This is a genomic window from Streptomyces sp. NPDC037083, assembly GCF_055606485.1.
The window spans coordinates 24976-42420 of the sequence record NZ_JBVJSQ010000015.1 but is presented as its reverse complement, the minus strand read 5'-3'; the positions used below and the strand labels follow the sequence as shown (position 1 = coordinate 42420).

Sequence of the window (17445 nt, the reverse complement as noted above, 5' to 3'; positions counted from 1 at the left end):
ATCTCCCCTTGCTCGCGGAGTGCGCCGCCGTCATCAGGTGCGCGAACTGGGCGGAGGTGGAACTGAAGTTGACCACGACGCTCTTGCCGGTCTCCAGCAGGGCGGGGAGGGCGGCCCTGGTGACCGGAAGGCGCCCGTGAGATTCACGGCGATGACGCGGTTCCACAAGTCCATGGAGCACTCGTGCGTATGGGCCCCGCGCAGCATGCCGGCCACGTTGACCAGTGCGTCGAGCCCGCCGAGCGTGCCGACGGCCCGTGCCACGCCCTCGTTGACCGCGTTCTCGTCGGAGACGTCCATCAACGCTGTGACGAGCCGGTCGGCCGTACCGGCCTCGGTGGCGAGGGCCAGTGTCTCCGCCAGGGCGTCGTCGGCGATGTCGGTGGCGACGACGCGGGCACCTTCGGCGAGCAGCCTGAGTGCCGTCGCCCGACCTATGCCCGAGGCGGCACCGGTGACGAGAACCCTTCGGTCGGCCAGCCGTTCCACGTGAGTTCTCCCTTGGCTCTGTTGTTGGGGGTGCGTGTACGGGTGGAGGAAGGGCCGACCCGGTCGTCGGCGGGGGCGTGCGCCGCGTCGGCGGCCCAGGGGCGGAAGGCGTGGGCGTGACCACGCCTGAGGAGGGGGAGCGCGGCTCGGGAGGGCACACCGAGCAGAGCGTCGGCGCGGAGTGCCGTCGGGAAAGCACGACGTGTGAGCTGACGGCAGCGCTTACGGTGCTGCCGTCGTGACGGTCCGTCCGGGAGGATCGGCTGTGCGCGTCAGCTGCCTTCGCCGGTGGGCGACGGGTCGTCGCTGTCGCCCACCGGCGCGGCGGCGCACATCCGGTTGAACGCCTGGACCAACGCGGTCATGTCGACGCTCGGATCCAGCAGCCACTGCAACTGGATGCCGTCGGACACCGCGAGCAGCAGTCGCGCCATGAGGTCGGAGTCGACGTCCTCGCGGATCTGCTTCTGCCGCCGGCCCTGGTCCAGGCCTTCCTGGATCCGGGCGCCCAGGTCCGTGTACCGCCGCTTGAAGAACGCGTGGGCGGGATGGGCCGGATCCGAGGCGGCGGCCGACAGGGTCACGAACAGGTCGACCAGGCCTGGCTGTCGGGCGTTGTGATCGACCGTCCGGGCCACTGCCTCGCCCGGGGACATGACATCGGCGCTCGCTTCGGTGTCCAGGGCGTCCCGCTCGGCCAGCACGGCCAGCAGGAGGTCCTCCCGGGATTCGAAGTAGTGCAGCACACCCGCCTGGGACATGCCCACGCGGTCGGCGATCTCCTTGAGGGACGAGCCGCGCTCGCCGCGCTCGCTGAAGACGTCCAGGGCCGCCCGCAGGATCTGTTCGCGGCGCTCCAGCCCCTTGCGGTAGGGGCCCCTGGGCTTGCGCGGTGTGCTCACGGTCCGACCGTACTTCACTCATGGACGGGCAGGGCCGCTGGGTCGCTGCTGACGATCACGACGAGCGGGGTACGGCGGCGGTCAGCCGGAGATCGGCGGCCGAACGCCCCACCCGGAGCCGGTACGGCCCGGATCGCGGAGCCCGGCCGGCCGGGCTCCAGACAGTGAGGGCCTGCGCGGGCACGGTGATCGTGGCGGTCACGGACTCACTCGCGTTCGCCTCGACCGCGGCGAAGCCGATGAGGCGCTGCGGCTCGTCGCTGTCGACCGGATCCAGGTACGCCTGGACGACCTCGCGGCCCCGGCGCTCCCCGGTGTTGCGGATCGTGACCCGGACCGTGAGGCCGCGTCCCAGGTCGCCGGTGACGATGAAGTCCTGGTAGTCCCAGGTGGTGTACGACAGACCGTGGCCGAAGGGGAAGAGGGGAGCGGTGCCGGACGCGGTGTAGGCGCGGTGGCCGATGAGGTCGCCTTCCGTGTAGTCCAGCGTTCCGTCGACCGGCTGGGTGGACAGGACCGGGACATCGGCCTCGGCTGCGGGGAAGGTGGTGGGCAGGCGGCCGCCCGGCTCGGTCCCGGTGAGGATGTCGGCGATGGCGTCCCCGCCCTCCTGGCCGGGGAACCACGACCAGAGCAGGGCAGCGGGCCGGTCGGCCCACGGGAGGAGGAAGGGGGAGCCGGCGTTGACGACGACGGCGGTGCGCGGGTTGGCGGCGCAGACCCGTTCGACGAGTTCGTCCTGCCGTCCGCGCAGGGCGAGAGTCGTGCGGTCGACGCTCTCGGCCTCGGTGTGGGCGTCGCTGCCGACCACCAGGATGACGGCGTCCGCGTCCCTCGCGGCGGCGACCGCGGCTTCCATCTCCTCGTCGTCCGTTCCGCGCGGGGTGTCGTACCCGAGGCCCAGCAGGGCGATGGGGTAGGGCAGGTGACGCTGCGGTCGGAAGCTCACCAGGATCTCCGTCTCGCCGCGGTCGGCGGGGAAGGCGAAGGTGTGAGTCGGCGGGTAGAGCACCAGTGAGCCGATGTCGTCGTCGTCCTGGAGCTGCTCGTGGGTCTGCGGTGCGTGTCCCGGGACGTGGAGTGTGATGTGGCCGGGGCCGAGGACCGACAGTCGGTGGAGGCCGGGTTCCCGGAGTGTGAGACGGGTCCGGACGGCCAGTTCCGCCACCTCGTCGGCGAGGAGGATCGGGAACCAGTTGGTCGCGGGATCCTTGTGCTCCTCGGAGAGCACGGTGCCGTCGGCCGTCCGGTATTCCAGCCGCACGCCGGGTTCGCCGGTCACCGGGTCGGTGGCCGTGTTCCCGTCCAGTGGAAGGAGCGTCGCGTGTGGGAAGGCGCCTTGGCGGACGGTGATCTCGACGTCGTCGCCGAGCGCCCGGCGCAGTCCTTGGAGCGGGGTGACGACGTGCTCGGGGGTGACGTGGGCGCTGCCGCCGCCCTGGGCGGTGAAGCGGACGGCGTTGGGACCGATCAGGGCCACCTTGCGCAGGGTGTCGGTCTGCAGGGGCAGCAGGCCGTTGTTGCGCAGGAGGACGGAACCGCGGACCGCCAGATCCCGTATGCGGGAGCGTACGTCTTGCGGTACCAAAGAGGCGTCCGCGCCGGCCGTGCTGTCCGTGTCGTCCACGCCGTGCATGGCTTCCACGCCGTTGAGCGCCCCGACCCGGGCGGCCAGCCGCAGGATGCGGCGGACCTTGTCGTCTATCACGGCTTCCGCGACCCGGCCCTCCTCGACGGCGGCCAGCAGGGCGGCGCCCCACGGCCCGTCGGGGCCCGGCATGACCAGGTCGAGACCGGCCAGGGCCGAGGCCTCGGTGGACCTGGTGGCCTGCCAGTCGGAGACGACGACGCCGTCGAATCCCCACTCCTCCTTCAGCAGGCCGTTCAGCAGCTCGCCGTTCTCGGTCATCGGCGTGCCGTTGACCGAGTTGTAGGCCGCCATCACGACCCAGGCGCCGGCCTCCTTCACGGCGGCCTCGAAGGGCGGTAGATACGTCTCGCGCAGGGTCTTCTCGTCGATCCGGGCGTCGTAGGTCATCCTCTCGGTCTCGGAGTCGTTGCCCACGAAGTGCTTGACGGTGGCGGCCACGCCGGTCGACTGCACGCCGTTGATGAAGCCGACCGTGGTGCGGGCGGTGAGGTGCGGGTCTTCGGAGTAGCACTCGAAGTGCCGTCCGCCCAGGGGGGATCGGTGCAGGTTGACGGTGGGGGCGAGCAGGACGTGGATGCCCATCTCCCGGGCCTTGAGGCCCATGAGGCGGCCGGCTTCGTATGCGGTGTCCTCGTCCCAGGCCGCGGAGAGGGAGCTGGGGCTGGGGAAGAGGAGCGCGGGGGCCGCGGTGTCGCCGAAGGTGGTGCCGCGTGGGCCCACGGGCCCGTCGGACAGGGCGAGGGAAGCGAGGCCGGCGGCGACGACGGGTGTCAGGGTCCAGGCGTCGCCGCCGGTGAGCAGGGTCACCTTCTCTTTGAGAGACATGGCGTCGAGGCGCCGGGTGAGGTCGGCTTCGTCCACCGTCTGTCGACGGGTCATGGGTCGTTCCTGCCTTTCGTGCGAGGGTGGGGTCCGGGATCCGGGGCTGCCGCGGAGGGGCGGTGGTCGGATGGCAGCCCCGGAGATGAGGGGGGCGATCAGGAGGCCGCCACGGCTTTCTCGGATTCGACGTCCTGGGCGGGCTTGAGCCGGGGGATCAGGACGGCGGCGAGCAGTCCGAGGAGGGCGAGGCCGGCGCCGAACAGCATCGCGTTCTTGAAGGCGGCGTCGTGGTAGAAGCGGGTGCCCTGGAACACCGTGCTGTCCTTGGCGAGGATGACGTAGACGAGCTGGGTGATGACGGTCGTGAGCACGCCCTGGACCATGCCCTGCAGCCCGTTGGCGGTGGCCTGCTCGTCGGGCGTCACCGCTTCGATGATCAGGACCGGCACCGAGGACACGATCATGCCCAGGGCGATGGCGGAGACGGTGCCCAGCAGCATGAGCTGGGTGTCGGTGTAGTGCCATTGCCGCTGAAGCAGGAAGCCGACGCCGGCGAGTGCCGCGCCGAGGGACAGCGGCAGCCGGGCGTCGACCTTGCGCAGGGCGACGCCGGTGCCGAAGCCGACGGCCAGGATGAGAATGCTGGCGGGGATGCCGATGATCGCGTAGTGCGTGGCGGTCATGCCGAGGCCGTCGGAGACGCCGGGGATCTTCGGGAAGAGCGCCAGCAGCTGGCCGATCACGCCGGTTCCGAAGACGGTCGCGGAGATCAGTGCCGTGGCCAGCATGACGGCCCAGACGGAGCGCCGGGACATCATGGTCAGGTCGAAGAGCGGATGGGCGGCCTTGACGTCGCTCACCACGTAGAGCAGGACGGCCGCGACACCGCCGAGCAGGAAGGCCAGGGTGCCGGCGTCGGTCCAGCCCCACTCGCCGCCCTTGCCGATGCCGTAGGTGAGGGCCGCCGCGCCGCCGCCGAGGAGGACGCCCCCGAGCCAGTTCACCTTCGTGCGCTCCGCACGGTGCGGGGTCTCCGGCACCACGGTGAGCAGGAGCAGCAGACCGATCGCCGTGGCGGCGGCCAGCGACCACATCACGCCCCGGAAGCCGAAGCTGTCGATCACCCAGCCGGTGAGGAAGGGACCGCCGAGGGCCACGAAGGCGATGCCGCTGCCGATCAGGCCGCTGGCGGCGCCGACGTGCTTGGGCGGGAAGAGTTCGCGGACGGATGCGTACGCGAGGGCCGCGATGGGGCCGTAGCAGCCAGCGATGCCCCGGCCGACCAGCAGCATGCCGTAGTTGGTGGCCAGCGCGGCGATGATGTCACCGACAAGACCCAGCACGGTGATGGCGATCATGACGTTGCGCTTGCCGTAGAAGTCGGCGAGCTTCACGACGAACGGCGTGATCACGGTGGCGACCAGCGCGTTGACGAGGATGAACCAGCCGATCTCCGTGGTCTGGAAGTGCAGCGCGACGGAGGCCTGCGCGTTGCCGCCGAGCAGGCCGGCCAGCGACAGCAGCTGGGTGGGCCACATCAGGGCGAGAGCGATCAGGGCGAAACGCGCTCCCATACCGGCTCCAGGGGCTTTCGCCGCCGGGGTGGGTGCGGTCGCGGGCGCCGGTGAGGGCGTGGTGGAAGAAGACACGGCGGTGTGGCCTCTCTTCGGAGAGAAGGAATGAGCGGTGGTTCTGCAGAAGGTGACCTCGTCGGGGCGGTGGGGGAGGTTCGTACGGGACGAACAACGCATCCGAGGGGGAGACGGGCAACATCGCATCTGCGCCCGGGAGTTGGAACCTTTCAATTCCGTGGCGGCCATGGTGGGAGCCGCACTCCGGTGTGTCAACCCGTCTTGTTCCAGCTATTGGGCTGGGCTGCCCGAGCGGGACGAAAAGTGTGGAGCATGACTCCCGGAGGCCCCTGAATCGGCTGGACCCAGAGTGAACGGGAAGTTCACCTGACGGAAACCTAGCTATGTTCGGGATTCGTGGCTAGGGTTTCAGCCATAACTTTTTGAGTCGCCACTTGGATCTCCGCCCCTCCGTGTGCACGTCTTCCCGCACTCGGAATTTGAATCGATTCAATTCAGTGGGACTCATGATGGATTCAGGCACGTCGCTGTGCCAGGCGCGAGAGTGAGGACCTCAGGTGAGTCAGGAAACCCTTGACCGGACGGGTGTCGTGACCGACGTCCGGTTCGAGCACGTGCGTGATGCGCTCGGCCTCGGAACCGGGCGCCCGCGGCTGTCGTGGACCACGCTCACGCAAGCCCGGGACTGGACCCAGACGGCCTACGAGATCGAGCTGGCCGTCCCCGACAGCGGTGATCCGGCCGTCACGGTGCGGGTCGAGTCGGCCGACTCCGTCCTCGTCGTGTGGCCGTTCGAGCCGCTCCCGGCCCGCGCCAGGGCCGCCGTCCGGGTCCGTGTCACCGGCTCCGACGGTGAGGTCTCGCCGTGGAGCGAACCGGCGACGGCCGAGGCCGGACTGCTCGCCCCGGACGACTGGTCGGCCGTCTTCGTCACCCCGGAATGGGACGAGGACCCGCGGAGCGACCAGCCCTGCCCCTTCCTGCGCCGCGAGTTCGACCTGCGCGGCCCGGTGCGCTCGGCCCGCCTGTACGCCACCGCGCTCGGCGTGTACGAGGTGGAGATCAACGGCACCCGCGTCGGCGACGAGGTGCTCGCCCCAGGCTGGACGGCCTACGACAAGCGCCTGCGGTACCAGACCTACGACGTCACCGCCCTGCTGCGCCCAGGCCGCAACGCCGTCGGTGCGATCCTCGCCGACGGCTGGTTCCGCGGCCGCATCGGCTTCGACGGCAAGACCCGTGCGATCTACGGCGACCGGCTGGCCTTCCTCGCTCAGCTGGAAGTGACGTACGAGGACGGCACCACCGACCGCGTCACCACCGACGACTCCTGGCGGGCGGCCACCGGCCCGATCGTCTCGTCCAGCCTCTACGACGGCGAGGCGTACGAGGCCCCCCTGGAGCGTTCCGGCTGGTCCGAGCCCGGTCACGACAGCTCCGGCTGGCGCGGGGTGCGTGCCCTGGAACGGGACCTGAGCGTCCTGGTGGCCCCCGAGGGCCCGCCGGTGCGCGGTGTCGAGGAACTCGTCCCGGTGGCGGTGACCACCTCTTCGTCGGGCAGGACGGTCGTCGACTTCGGCCAGAACCTCGTCGGCCGGTTGCGCCTGACCGTCTCCGGTGAGGCCGGTCGGCGGGTCACCCTGCGGCACGCCGAGGTCCTGGAGGACGGCGAGCTGTGCACCAGGCCGCTGCGTACCGCCGCCGCGACCGACACCTACACCCTGCGCGGCGAAGGGGCCGAGGTCTTCGAACCTCGCTTCACCTTCCACGGCTTCCGCTATGCCGAGATCACGGGCGCCCCCGACGGCTTCGATCCGGGGACCGACCTGCGGGCCGTCGTCCTCCACTCCGACCTGACGCGCACCGGGCACTTCGCCTGCTCCGACGACCTGGTCAACCGCCTGCACGAGAATGTCGTCTGGGGCATGCGCGGCAACTTCCTCGACGTCCCCACCGACTGCCCGCAGCGTGACGAGCGCCTCGGGTGGACCGGCGACATCCAGGTCTTCTCACCCACCGCGTCCTTCCTCTACGACAGTGCCGGCTTCCTGGGCTCCTGGCTGGCGGACCTCGCCGCCGAGCAGGGCGAGAACGGTGTCGTCCCCTTCGTCGTGCCGAAGGTCGTCCCGGGCGCCGACACACCCACCGCGGCCTGGGGCGACGCCGCCACGGTCGTGCCGTGGGTGCTGTTCGAGCGCTACGGCGACACCGGGATCCTTGCCGCGCAGTACGACTCGATGCGCCGGTGGGTGGACCATGTGGCCGCGGTCGCGGGGAAGGACCGCCTCTGGGACCGCGGCTTCCAGTTCGGTGACTGGCTCGACCCGACGGCACCCGCCGGCCGCCCGGACGCCGCCGCGACCGCCGGCGAACTGGTCGCCACCGCCTACTTCTTCCGCTCCGCCGACATCGTCGCCCGATCCGCCGGGATTCTCGGCCGGACCGGCGACGCCGAGCACTACCGCGCCCTCGCCGACGAGATCCGCGCCGCTTTCCAGGCCGAGTACGTCACCGGCGCCGGCCGGATGATGTCCGACGCGCCGACCGGATACGCCCTCGCCCTCTGTTTCGACCTGCTGGACTCCAACCCCCAGCGCGCCCACGCCGGCGACCGGCTCGCCCAGCTCGTCCGCGCGGGCGGCCACAAGATTGCCACCGGCTTCGTCGGCACCCCGCTGATCTGCGACGCCCTGACCCGCGCCGGTCACGCCGACACGGCGTACCGTCTGCTTCTCCAGAAGGAGTGCCCGTCCTGGCTCTACCCGGTCACCATGGGCGCGACCACGATCTGGGAGCGGTGGGACAGTCTGCTGCCCGACGGGACGGTCAACCCGAGCGGGATGACGTCCTTCAACCACTACGCGCTGGGTGCCGTCGCCGACTGGCTGCACCGCACGGTCGCCGGACTCGCTCCCGCCGGGCCCGGCTACCGCCGACTGCGTATCGAGCCGCGTCCGGGCGGCGGACTCACCCACGCCGAAGCCCGTCTGGAGACACCGTACGGCCGCGCGGAGGTGTCCTGGACGCTGTCCGGTGGCCGACTCGTCGTCGAGGCCCTCGTCCCGCCCAACACGACGGCCGATGTGGTCCTGCCGTCCAGCGACGGGGCCGTGGAGGTCGGATCAGGACGGCACACCTGGACGGTGCCCCACACAGACAGCCCGACCGCACGGGCTCCGCTGTCCGTGGACATGACCATGGACGAGTTGATGGGGCACGAGGACGCCGTCCTCGCGTTCAAGGACCTGCTCATCACATACATTCCGGAGGCCGCTGACTTCATCGAGAGCGGCTCCGGCAGCGCTCCGGCCGGCACCACCGTCCGGTCGATCGCCGCGATGCTGCCCAACGGCCAGAACTTCCTCGCCGACCTGGAGGAGCGGTTCGCCGCTCTCACGTCCGGTGCCGAGGACCGCTGAGAAATCTCGCGCCGCCCCCGCTCCGACCCACATCCCCCTGTTCCCCTGCCCAAGGAGGCCACCGTGCCCACACCTGGAGGCAGCCGGCGCTCGCGTCGACTGCGTTTCGCGCTCACCGGGCATGTCATGCGCAGACTCCCCGCCGGAGTGCTGCGCTCCATGGTCCGTCGGGGCGCAGAGAAGGGGGGTTCGCCCCCGCCGTTCGCGGACTTCGTCGCCTTTCTGGAGGCGCTCGGGCCCGCCGCCGACCGGATGCTCGCCAACCCCGAGGAGGTCGACGTCGTGCGCCGTTTCCCGGAGCTGGCCCAGGTAGCCGTCCGCCCCCTGCGGCTCGGCCCGGCGGAGGTCCCCGCGCGTGTGTACCGGCACCCGGCCCGTTCCGCCGGATCGGCCCTGGTCTGGGTGCACGGCGGTGCGTACGTCAGCGGCAGCCTCGACATGCACGAGTCACACTGGGTCGCCTTGTCACTCGCGGCCCGCGGCATCCCGGTGCTGGCACTCGACTACCGCAAGGCCCTGCGTGGGGTGCGCTATCCCGTGCCCCGTGACGACGTGTCGGCCGGCTGGCGCTGGGCCGTCGAGCACAGCGCCGAGGCCTTCGGCGTCGCGCCGGACGCGTTGCATCTGGGCGGTGGCAGCGCGGGCGGCAATCTTGCCGCCTCCGTCACGCGACGCTTGATCGAAAAAGGGGCCCCGGCCCCCCGTTCCCTGGTGCTGGCGTACGCGACCGTGCACGCTCGTGTAGCGGAGTGGGACCCTGCGGCTTTGGCGGCCGTGCAGGCGGCCACGCACGGAGCGTGCTTCGCACTGGATTGGATCGAGGACAAGAACGCCCACTACGCGGGCCTGACGAACATGCGTGATCCGGCCGTGTTCCCCGGCGAGGGAGATCCCCTGAACGGTCACCCGCCCACCCTCTTCCTCAACTGCGAGAACGACACGGTGCGTCCGTCGGCCGAGCGCTTCGCACGACAACTCGACGAGGCGGGTGTCCCGCAGGAGACGCACCTGCTCGAGGGTGAGGCCCACGGCTCACTTGACCGGCCGACCACCTCCGGCGGACAGGAGGCACTCGACCGTATGGCCGAGTGGCTGGTCCGCCACTCCTGACCGTCGTCACAGAACCGCGTCCGTCAGCCATCGCGAGCCGTACTCGTCGACCGGCGAGCCCTGTCGTCAGCCATGGCCGGCACCCCGCGCCCATTCACTCACTCCCAACGAGGTTCCACTCTGCCCAGTGCCATCTACGCCCTGCTGGAGGGCTGGATCCAGGAGGAGGCGTGAAGCGCCGACGATCTCTGCACCGGCCCGCGCGCTTCGCTCACCCGGTCCATTCGGCGCGTTCGCCGAGACCGAGCGCGAGATTCGACGTGGGTCGTCCCGATGGAGGGCGCGCCGAGCAGACCGGCCGGCCGGTGCTACGGCCTGCCGCTCCGTCGCGTCCGGGATCCCGCGGTATGGGGATCACGGTGTCCGACGAGGAGCGTGCCCGGGTTGCCCGGGTGGCGGGCGGATCTGTGGCGTGGGCCAGGGCACTGCGCGGCGGCGGCAGGAACGTGCGGTGATGTTGGCGCGTGGCCGCAAGACGAGCGGGAGACGCTCGGGCCGCAATGGGCTGGTATCTCGGCAACCCGCCACGACATCCGAGGAGTCAGCATGACCGAGTCTCGACTCAATCTGCGACCGGGAACCTCATACCCGGACAGCCCGCTGTTCCAGGGTTGGAGCGAACCGAGCCGCATCGAGGCCGACGTCTACGAACTGGAGTCGTACGGTCAGGTGCCGGCCGACCTCAACGGGCGTTTACTACCGCGCTGCCTACGAGTGGGCGTTCCCTCCGATGGCCGGGGACGACGAACTGCTCCTCAACGGGGACGGCATGACCGCGATGTTCCACTTCCAGAACGGTCACGTCGACTTCAAGTCGCGATTCGTTCGTACCGAGAAGTCCCGGCTCGAACGTGCCGCCCGCCGCGCGCTGTTCGGACGCTACCGCAACGTCTTCACCGCCGACCCGACCGTCCGGGGCCGGGTCCGGTCCACGGCGAACACACACGTCGCATGGCACGGCGCCAAGCTGCTCATGTTCAAGGAAGACGGCCCATCGACACGTCTATTGAATGCGACCGGCCCCCTCACCATGGTGAGGGGGCCGGTGCGTTGGTAGCGGGGACAGGATTTGAACCTGCGACCTCTGGGTTATGAGCCCAGCGAGCTACCGAGCTGCTCCACCCCGCGTCGGTCCGACAAGCCTACGGCATTGACGCGGCGCCGCCCGCCATTTTTCGGCCCGGGCTGCGGGGAGCCTCCACTGGCCTGCCTCCCCGCCCCGCAGTCGGAGGGACTCCGCGGACCGTCCTGTGTGCTGCGCCGTGGCGGTGACCAGATGCCCGCGCGGCTCTTCATCGGCCGCGATGACGCGACGGATGCCACCGTCTCCCGCCGAGAACTCCGGTTGGGTGGCCACGCCTTGCGTGGTGGCTGGTTCACGGAACTGACCACCGCCGTCACGACAACCGAGTGGCCGCACCGATCCCGCGGCCTTCCCGGCAGCTCGGAAGGACGCCACCTGGTGCCGGGTGGCTGGTGTCCTCGACCCTGAGCCTGCCGTGCGCTGGGCCCGAATCACGACGACGGCTGCACCACCACCGCAGGCTCACCACTGGAGGGGTCCGCTGTGTGCGCCGAACGCAGCGATGTCCGGTTCTAGCCCGTCCGCGGTAAATGCCTGGACTGAGGATGCCGCTCAACGGGACACTTCCGACTTGCGAACTTCCGGGAGTGTGATGGGTACAACAGATATGCGCGGGCCGACGCCGGGCAGGAGCGCGGTCGTTCTGGCACTGCGCCGCTACAACCGGGAACTGCTGCGACTACGACGGCTGGCCCTGCCGGCGCTGCTGCTGCCGGCCGTGGGCAACATCGGCACCCGCTACGTCGCGCCCCTGCTGATCGCCAAACTGGCCGGCCAGGCCGCCGACGACGGCGGTCTCACCCTCGGCTCGGCGCTGCCGTACGTGCTGGGCTTCGGCGTGACGCTACTGCTCGCCGAGGCCGTGTGGAGAGTCGGGCAGCACTGCCTCAACCGCGTGGACGCCCTCGGCATGGAGCACCTGTACGTGAGCGGTATGGACGAACTGCTCGCCAAGGACGCGGCGTTCTTCCACGACAACTTCGCCGGCTCCCTGACCAAACGGGTGCTGAGCTTCGGCAAGCGCTTCGAGGACTTCGTCGACACGGTGACGTACCGGGTCGTGGGCAGTGTCGTCCCTCTGGTGTTCGGCGCAGTGGTGCTGTGGAGCTACGAACCGATGCTCGTCGTCGGCCTTCTTGTGATGATCGCGCTGACCGTGGTGGCGGCGACGCCACTGATCCGTCGCCGGCAGAGGCTTGTCAACGACCGTGAAGCGGCGATCGCCCGGGTCTCCGGCCACGTCGCCGACAGTCTCATGAACATGGAGACCATCCGGGCGTTCGCGGCCGAGCGGCGGGAGGCCGACGAACACCGCAGCCGTGTCGCGGACTCCCGGCGCCTGACGCTGAGGTCGTGGGACTACGGCAACCTGCGCGTCGACACCCTCATCGCCCCCATGTCCGTGCTGACCAACGTGCTGGGCCTGTTGGTCGCCATCGTCTTCGGCGGGCCGGGCCAAGGAGTGGAGGAGGTGGTGGTCGCTTTCACCTACTACTCCAACGCGACCCAGATCATGTTCGAGTTCAATCAGATCTATCGGCGTCTGGAAAGCTCGATGACCGAGGCCGCGCAGTTCACGGAGCTGCTGCTGGACCCGCCGGTTGTGCTCGACCCGACGGAGCCCGAACCGCTCGCACCGCGGGACACAGGTATCCGCTTCGAGGCGGTGACCTTCGCCCACGCGGGCGCGAAGCCCATCTTCCAGGCGCTCGACCTGGATGTGCCCGCAGGCGCGCGAATCGGCCTGGTCGGCAGGTCCGGCGGCGGCAAGACCACGCTCACCCGGCTCCTGCTGCGGATGTCGGACATCGACGACGGACGCATCCTGATCGGCGGTCAGGACATCAGTCGGCTGCGCCAGACCGACCTGCGCTCATTGATCGCCTACGTCCCTCAGGAACCGGCCATGTTCCACCGCAGCCTGCGGGACAACATCGCCTTCGCCCGGCCCGGCGCCACCGACGAGGAGATCCACGCCGCGGCCGCGGCCGCGCACGTCACGGAGTTCGCCGACCAACTCCCCAACGGCTTCCACACATTGGTGGGGGAGCGGGGAGTGAAACTGTCGGGCGGCCAGCGCCAGCGCGTCGCCCTCGCCAGGGCCATCCTGCGCGACGCCCCGATCCTGCTGCTCGACGAGGCGACCAGCGCGCTGGACTCGGAGAGCGAGCTCCTCGTCCAGGACGCCCTGTGGCGCTTGATGGACGGACGCACGGCCCTCGTGGTGGCCCACCGTCTGAGCACTGTTGCCGGCATGGACCGCCTCGTCGTCCTCGACCGCGGAAGCGTCGTCGAGCAGGGAGCCCATGAGGAGTTGCTCGCGGCGAACGGCGCCTACGCCAAGCTGTGGCAGCACCAGTCGGGCGGCTTCCTCGGCGAGAGCACCGACTTGTCCCCCGAACGCCCGGCCGCGGAAGCCGGCCCCAGCCCTCTGCCCGGACCGGCCGACCCCGTGCCCGACGGGGACTGCGAGACGACGTCGTCGCACGCTCGTACAGGCACCGGGCTCACGTGACCGAGTCGGTCACACAGCAGAGCCCCCAGCCGCGGCCACTCCTCGTGGCCTGATCCGTGAGGACGCCGCCTACCGTCTCGCGACCGGTCTGGCGGGCGCGCTCATGGGCGGGGCCGCCGTAGGGACCGCGATCGGTGCCTGGACTGGTCCTGTACCACTGGACTCATGCGCTACAGCGGGCCGTCCTACCAGTTCCGGCACCGGGAACTGCAGCATTGGCTCGCCGCCTACCCCCACCCTGCCGCTCCAGAGGGCTGAGAATTCCGGACAGAAGGACGAGGACAGGGGCGGTCACGGAAGTGCGGCCAGAGCCACATGCAAGCGTCCCCGTCAGGGTGTGACCCGCTCGATCGCGCCGAGCGGTCGATGAGCCTTCCCGGCCGGTCGGACGGGCGGATCAGCGCAGTCCGGCGAAGAGATCGCTCTCGGGTACGGCCGCGCCGGTGGCGTCCTGGACACGTACGAAGGTCTCCGTGCCCATCAACTCGCCGAACCTCTCCTTGCCCATCTTGAGGAAGAAGATGTTCTCGCCCTGGCTGGCGTGCGCGGCCAACGCGTCGAACTTCTGCCCGCTGAACGCGGTGGTGTCCACCCACGTGGTGATCTCGTCGTCGGGGAGGCCGATCTCGGCCAACGCGGCGGCCTCGGCAGGATCCGGCTCCGGCATGTCCTCATGGAACTCGCGCATGGTCTCACCGAACCGCTGCATCATCGAGCGGGGCATCGTGGTCCAGTACACCTTCGGTGTCAGCTCGGTCATCTCCAGCGCCGCCATCGTGATGCGGTGGGCCTGGATGTGGTCGGGGTGGCCGTAGAAGCCGTTCTCGTCGTAGGTGACGACCACATCAGGTCGGTAGTGCCGCATGAGTTCCGCGAGCCGGGCCGCGCCTTCCTGCACGGGGGTCTGCCAGAAGGATCCTGGGGCGTCGTTGCTCGGCCAGCCCGCCATCCCGGAGTCGGCATAGTCCAGCATCTGCAGATCGCTGATCTTCAGGACGTCGCAGCTCGCCTTGAGTTCTTGGCGGCGCATCAATGCGACGGCCGCCGGATCGTGCCCGGGGTCGCCCGGTTTGACACCCCCCGGTCCGTCACCGCAACCGCCGTCGGTACACGTCACGAGCACCGTGCGGATGCCTTCCGCCGCATACCGCGCGAGGACCCCTCCGGTGCCGGTGGCCTCGTCGTCGGGGTGGGCATGTACTGCCATGAGCGTCAAGGGCCGGTCAGTCATGAAAAAAGTCCTCCTGGACACATATGTCTTGGTCCGAGCGCGCGGCGGGCGTACCGCGACTCTGGGGCCCGGATCCTGGTGGGGCGGACGACCGCTGCTGTCGCCGTGCTTCCCGTCCCTGCTGCGCCGGTCCCTCGGTCGATGCAACCGCCCCGGCCGGACCGGTTGTTCCCGGTGCGGGCGGTCGGACTTCCAGGTGTCGGCGTTTCGACGCGGACGAAGTACGGACGCGGCCTGATATCCGGTGCCTTATCGCCTCCGACGATCTCCGCCAGGACTCGGGCGGCGAGCTGGAAACCGAGTCCACGGAAGCTCTGCAGGATCACGAAACTGCCTAGGCATGATCGAGTTGGTCGGCCAGGTCGGCCAGGTCGTCCGCGTGCAGGTCGAAGCCGTCCGAGGAGGTGGGCTGGTCGCAGACGGGGCGGGCGACGTAGGCGATGCGCATGCCGCGGCGCTGTGCGCCGCGCAGGTCCCAGGCGTGGGCGGCGACCATCAGCAATCGATCCGGCGGGCGTCCGGAGACGGTGACGGCCAGCTGGTAGACCGCTGGTTCTGGCTTGTAGGCGCGGGCGTCGTCGGCGGACAGGGCCTGGTGCCAGCGCAGTCCGGCGTGGGCGTTGAGTTCCAGCAGCGCCGTCCGGCCGGCGTTGGAGAGTCCGATCAGCGGAACCGTTCGGCGAGTCGGGCGAGTCCCGCCACGGTGTCGGGCCAGGGCGGGAGCCTGCGACCCGACAGGGCCAGCGCCGCAACGGCGGCCGGGTCGTCGACTCCGGCGGCATCGGCGACGAGCCGGGCGGCTTCCAGGTCGAGGACGTCGCTGGTGAGGTAGGGCCGGGCGCTGTCGAGGATGCGACGTTGCTCGCGGGCGATGTGCTGCTGCCACAGCGACAGAGGCTGCTCGATCCCGGGATCGTCGAGCGACGGGTCGAGTGCACGGAGGCTGGCGCGGATACCGGTGGGCTCGTCGACGAGCGTGCCGAGCACGTCGCACACAACCGCGTCGATCTCCAGCTCTGACACGGGAGAGGGCTCCTGGACGAAGCGGGGCCGCAAGGGCGGCTGTCAGCCGAACACAGCGGGAAGCCCGCCGGATTCCGAACCGCATGGGCTGTGCGGAAACCGCATCACCGCAATCCAATCCGACCGCTCACGCTCGAGCCCGCCGTCCCATTCGGCCGGCCGCATTCCAGCCCGCCCCTGCGGCCTGAGGTCGGTAAAGCCGGCTTGGCGGCTTGACGGGAGGGGGCGCGCCCTGGCGTGCGATCAGGCATCCCGTGCCGTGCGGGAGGCCCCTGCGGTGGCGGGACGACGACCCCCGGCCGCGCCGGCCAATCCCACGGCGTTGGGAGGAGGTACTCAGGGCGAGTTGAGTACCTTCCTTCATGTCCGGTGCGCCTTCGCGGGGCGAGTATCGGTGCAGCGGCGCGGACCACGAGCGCCGGCCCCGGTCCAGCCGAGTCAGTTGCGGAGAATGTCATGTCCCGTCGTCTTGCCCTGTGTGTGGCCGCTGGTGTCGTCGTGCTCGGTGGCGCCAGTGCTTATGCCTTCGCCTACGCCGGAGAGCAGCCTCCGGCGCTGACGCACAGCAGCGCCCGCTACACCGCCCCTGAGGGAGAGCGAGCCGGCTCATTGACGTTTGCCACGTATGTCACGGCGTCTTCCGGGGTCAAGAGTGTGAAGGTGCTGGCGTGGCCGCAGAAGTCGTCCTTCGCAAAGAACCGGCTGACCGCGAAGGACCTGGCCGCGGGGGAGTCGGCCGTCTGCAAGCCGTTCAGGAAGCACACGGTGAGCTGCACGTACACCGTGAAGGCCACCGCGTCCGACGTCGCCTCGTCGCCACGGGGGGTGTGGCACATCGCCGTCCTGGCCACCGCAAAGAACGGCACCGAGACCCTGAACACCGAGGCTGCCGACTTCACCGTCAGGTGATCCGAGCGCACCCGGACGGCGAGGTGTGCGCGAGTCGAGGGGCCGGTGTCCCGTAGGGCCGCGGCGCATCGCGGCCGCGCACCGCGCATCCGGTACGGCCCCGCCCAACGCCTGGCCCGGCATTCGATGCGGGCGGCCGCGCCTGGCCGCCTGGGCGCACCAGATCAAAGGGCAGGAGCCGATCCGGTGGCGCGGGCGGGCTGAGGAAATTGGCCAAACGCGGCACGTGACTGTCCTTGTTGGACGGCCTCTGTTAATTTGACGCATTCACGTCATACCCGACGTAGGGGGAACAGATGCCATCTGTACGCATGTTGACCGCGGGCTTGGCAGGCGGCTTACTCGCACTGGCCGCCGTCGTGGTTCCGGCCGGCACCGCACAAGCGGCCCCGCTCGCTGACTCCTGCACCCAGAACTGGACCATGAGAATCAGCGAAGGGCACGCAAGCGGTCAGTGGTGCAACTACAACACCAAGGTCAAAGGCACGGTGACCGACGACAAAGCCGACGGCCGCTGCCCGTTCGTCCGCGCCAGTCTGTCGGGCGGCTCGCACACCGACGGCCCATGGGTGGGTCCGAGGGGAGCTTCCAAGTCCTTCACACTCACCGCCCCGTCCGGACAGTCCATCTCCGGGCTGTCCATGAAGTGGGTCTACTGCTGAGCGACCGAGCGTCAAGGCCGGTCGGCGGATCCTGGC

11 protein-coding genes, 1 tRNA gene and 1 pseudogene are annotated in these 17445 nt (G+C 70.0%); 6 read left to right on the top strand and 7 right to left on the bottom strand.

What is annotated here, in order from left to right; all coding sequences use genetic code 11:
* Positions 1-33: 33 nt before the first annotated feature.
* The 4 genes from ACZ7DE_RS33005 to ACZ7DE_RS32990 all read right to left on the bottom strand — a co-directional run bounded on the left by ACZ7DE_RS33005 (position 34) and on the right by ACZ7DE_RS32990 (position 5438).
* The gene (locus ACZ7DE_RS33005; RefSeq protein WP_470767648.1) at positions 34-489 is read right to left on the bottom strand and encodes an SDR family NAD(P)-dependent oxidoreductase; all 456 of its coding nucleotides are present in this window, start codon (positions 487-489) and stop codon (positions 34-36) included.
* A gap of 272 nt (positions 490-761) precedes the next feature.
* Positions 762-1391 carry a TetR/AcrR family transcriptional regulator gene (locus ACZ7DE_RS33000; protein ID WP_470767646.1) on the bottom strand — a complete coding sequence of 210 codons (630 nt, stop codon included), beginning with the start codon at positions 1389-1391 and terminating at the stop codon, positions 762-764.
* 55 nt (positions 1392-1446) lie between these two features.
* Positions 1447-3921, bottom strand: coding sequence for a beta-glucosidase (locus tag ACZ7DE_RS32995; protein ID WP_470767645.1), 2475 nt, complete (start codon positions 3919-3921; stop codon positions 1447-1449).
* Between the two features lie 98 nt (positions 3922-4019).
* Positions 4020-5438 (bottom strand): MFS transporter, encoded by a 1419-nt coding sequence (locus ACZ7DE_RS32990; protein ID WP_470767644.1) that lies wholly within the window; start codon positions 5436-5438, stop codon positions 4020-4022.
* Between the two features lie 575 nt (positions 5439-6013).
* Here ACZ7DE_RS32990 and ACZ7DE_RS32985 point away from each other — a divergent pair.
* The 3 genes from ACZ7DE_RS32985 to ACZ7DE_RS32975 all read left to right on the top strand — a co-directional run bounded on the left by ACZ7DE_RS32985 (position 6014) and on the right by ACZ7DE_RS32975 (position 11042).
* On the top strand, positions 6014-8875 hold the full coding sequence (locus ACZ7DE_RS32985) for a glycoside hydrolase family 78 protein (RefSeq protein WP_470767642.1): 2862 nt from the start codon (positions 6014-6016) through the stop codon (positions 8873-8875).
* Between the two features lie 63 nt (positions 8876-8938).
* The gene (locus ACZ7DE_RS32980) at positions 8939-9985 is read left to right on the top strand and encodes an alpha/beta hydrolase (RefSeq protein ID WP_470767640.1); all 1047 of its coding nucleotides are present in this window, start codon (positions 8939-8941) and stop codon (positions 9983-9985) included.
* Between the two features lie 565 nt (positions 9986-10550).
* The gene (locus ACZ7DE_RS32975) at positions 10551-11042 is read left to right on the top strand and encodes a carotenoid oxygenase family protein (RefSeq protein WP_470767997.1); all 492 of its coding nucleotides are present in this window, start codon (positions 10551-10553) and stop codon (positions 11040-11042) included.
* Here ACZ7DE_RS32975 and ACZ7DE_RS32970 read toward each other — a convergent pair.
* Positions 11037-11113: transfer RNA gene (locus ACZ7DE_RS32970), tRNA-Met, on the bottom strand. The two genes, ACZ7DE_RS32975 and ACZ7DE_RS32970, sit on opposite strands and share 6 nt — an antisense overlap.
* Before the next feature lie 548 nt (positions 11114-11661).
* Between ACZ7DE_RS32970 and ACZ7DE_RS32965 the strand changes: the two genes are divergently transcribed.
* On the top strand, positions 11662-13584 hold the full coding sequence (locus ACZ7DE_RS32965; protein ID WP_470767638.1) for an ABC transporter ATP-binding protein: 1923 nt from the start codon (positions 11662-11664) through the stop codon (positions 13582-13584).
* A 397-nt stretch (positions 13585-13981) separates the two neighbouring features.
* Here ACZ7DE_RS32965 and ACZ7DE_RS32960 read toward each other — a convergent pair whose 3' ends face one another.
* A complete protein-coding gene (locus ACZ7DE_RS32960) occupies positions 13982-14815 on the bottom strand; it encodes a PIG-L family deacetylase (RefSeq protein ID WP_470767636.1) in 834 nt (277 codons plus the stop codon).
* A gap of 334 nt (positions 14816-15149) precedes the next feature.
* Positions 15150-15838: pseudogene (locus ACZ7DE_RS32955) on the bottom strand (haloacid dehalogenase type II).
* 456 nt (positions 15839-16294) lie between these two features.
* On the opposite strand from ACZ7DE_RS32955, the gene ACZ7DE_RS32950 reads away from it, so the two are divergent.
* Positions 16295-16747, top strand: a complete 453-nt coding sequence (locus tag ACZ7DE_RS32950; protein ID WP_470767634.1) for a DUF5707 domain-containing protein — start codon at positions 16295-16297, stop codon at positions 16745-16747.
* 422 nt (positions 16748-17169) lie between these two features.
* A complete protein-coding gene (locus ACZ7DE_RS32945; protein ID WP_470767632.1) occupies positions 17170-17409 on the top strand; it encodes a hypothetical protein in 240 nt (79 codons plus the stop codon).
* Positions 17410-17445: the final 36 nt, after the last annotated feature.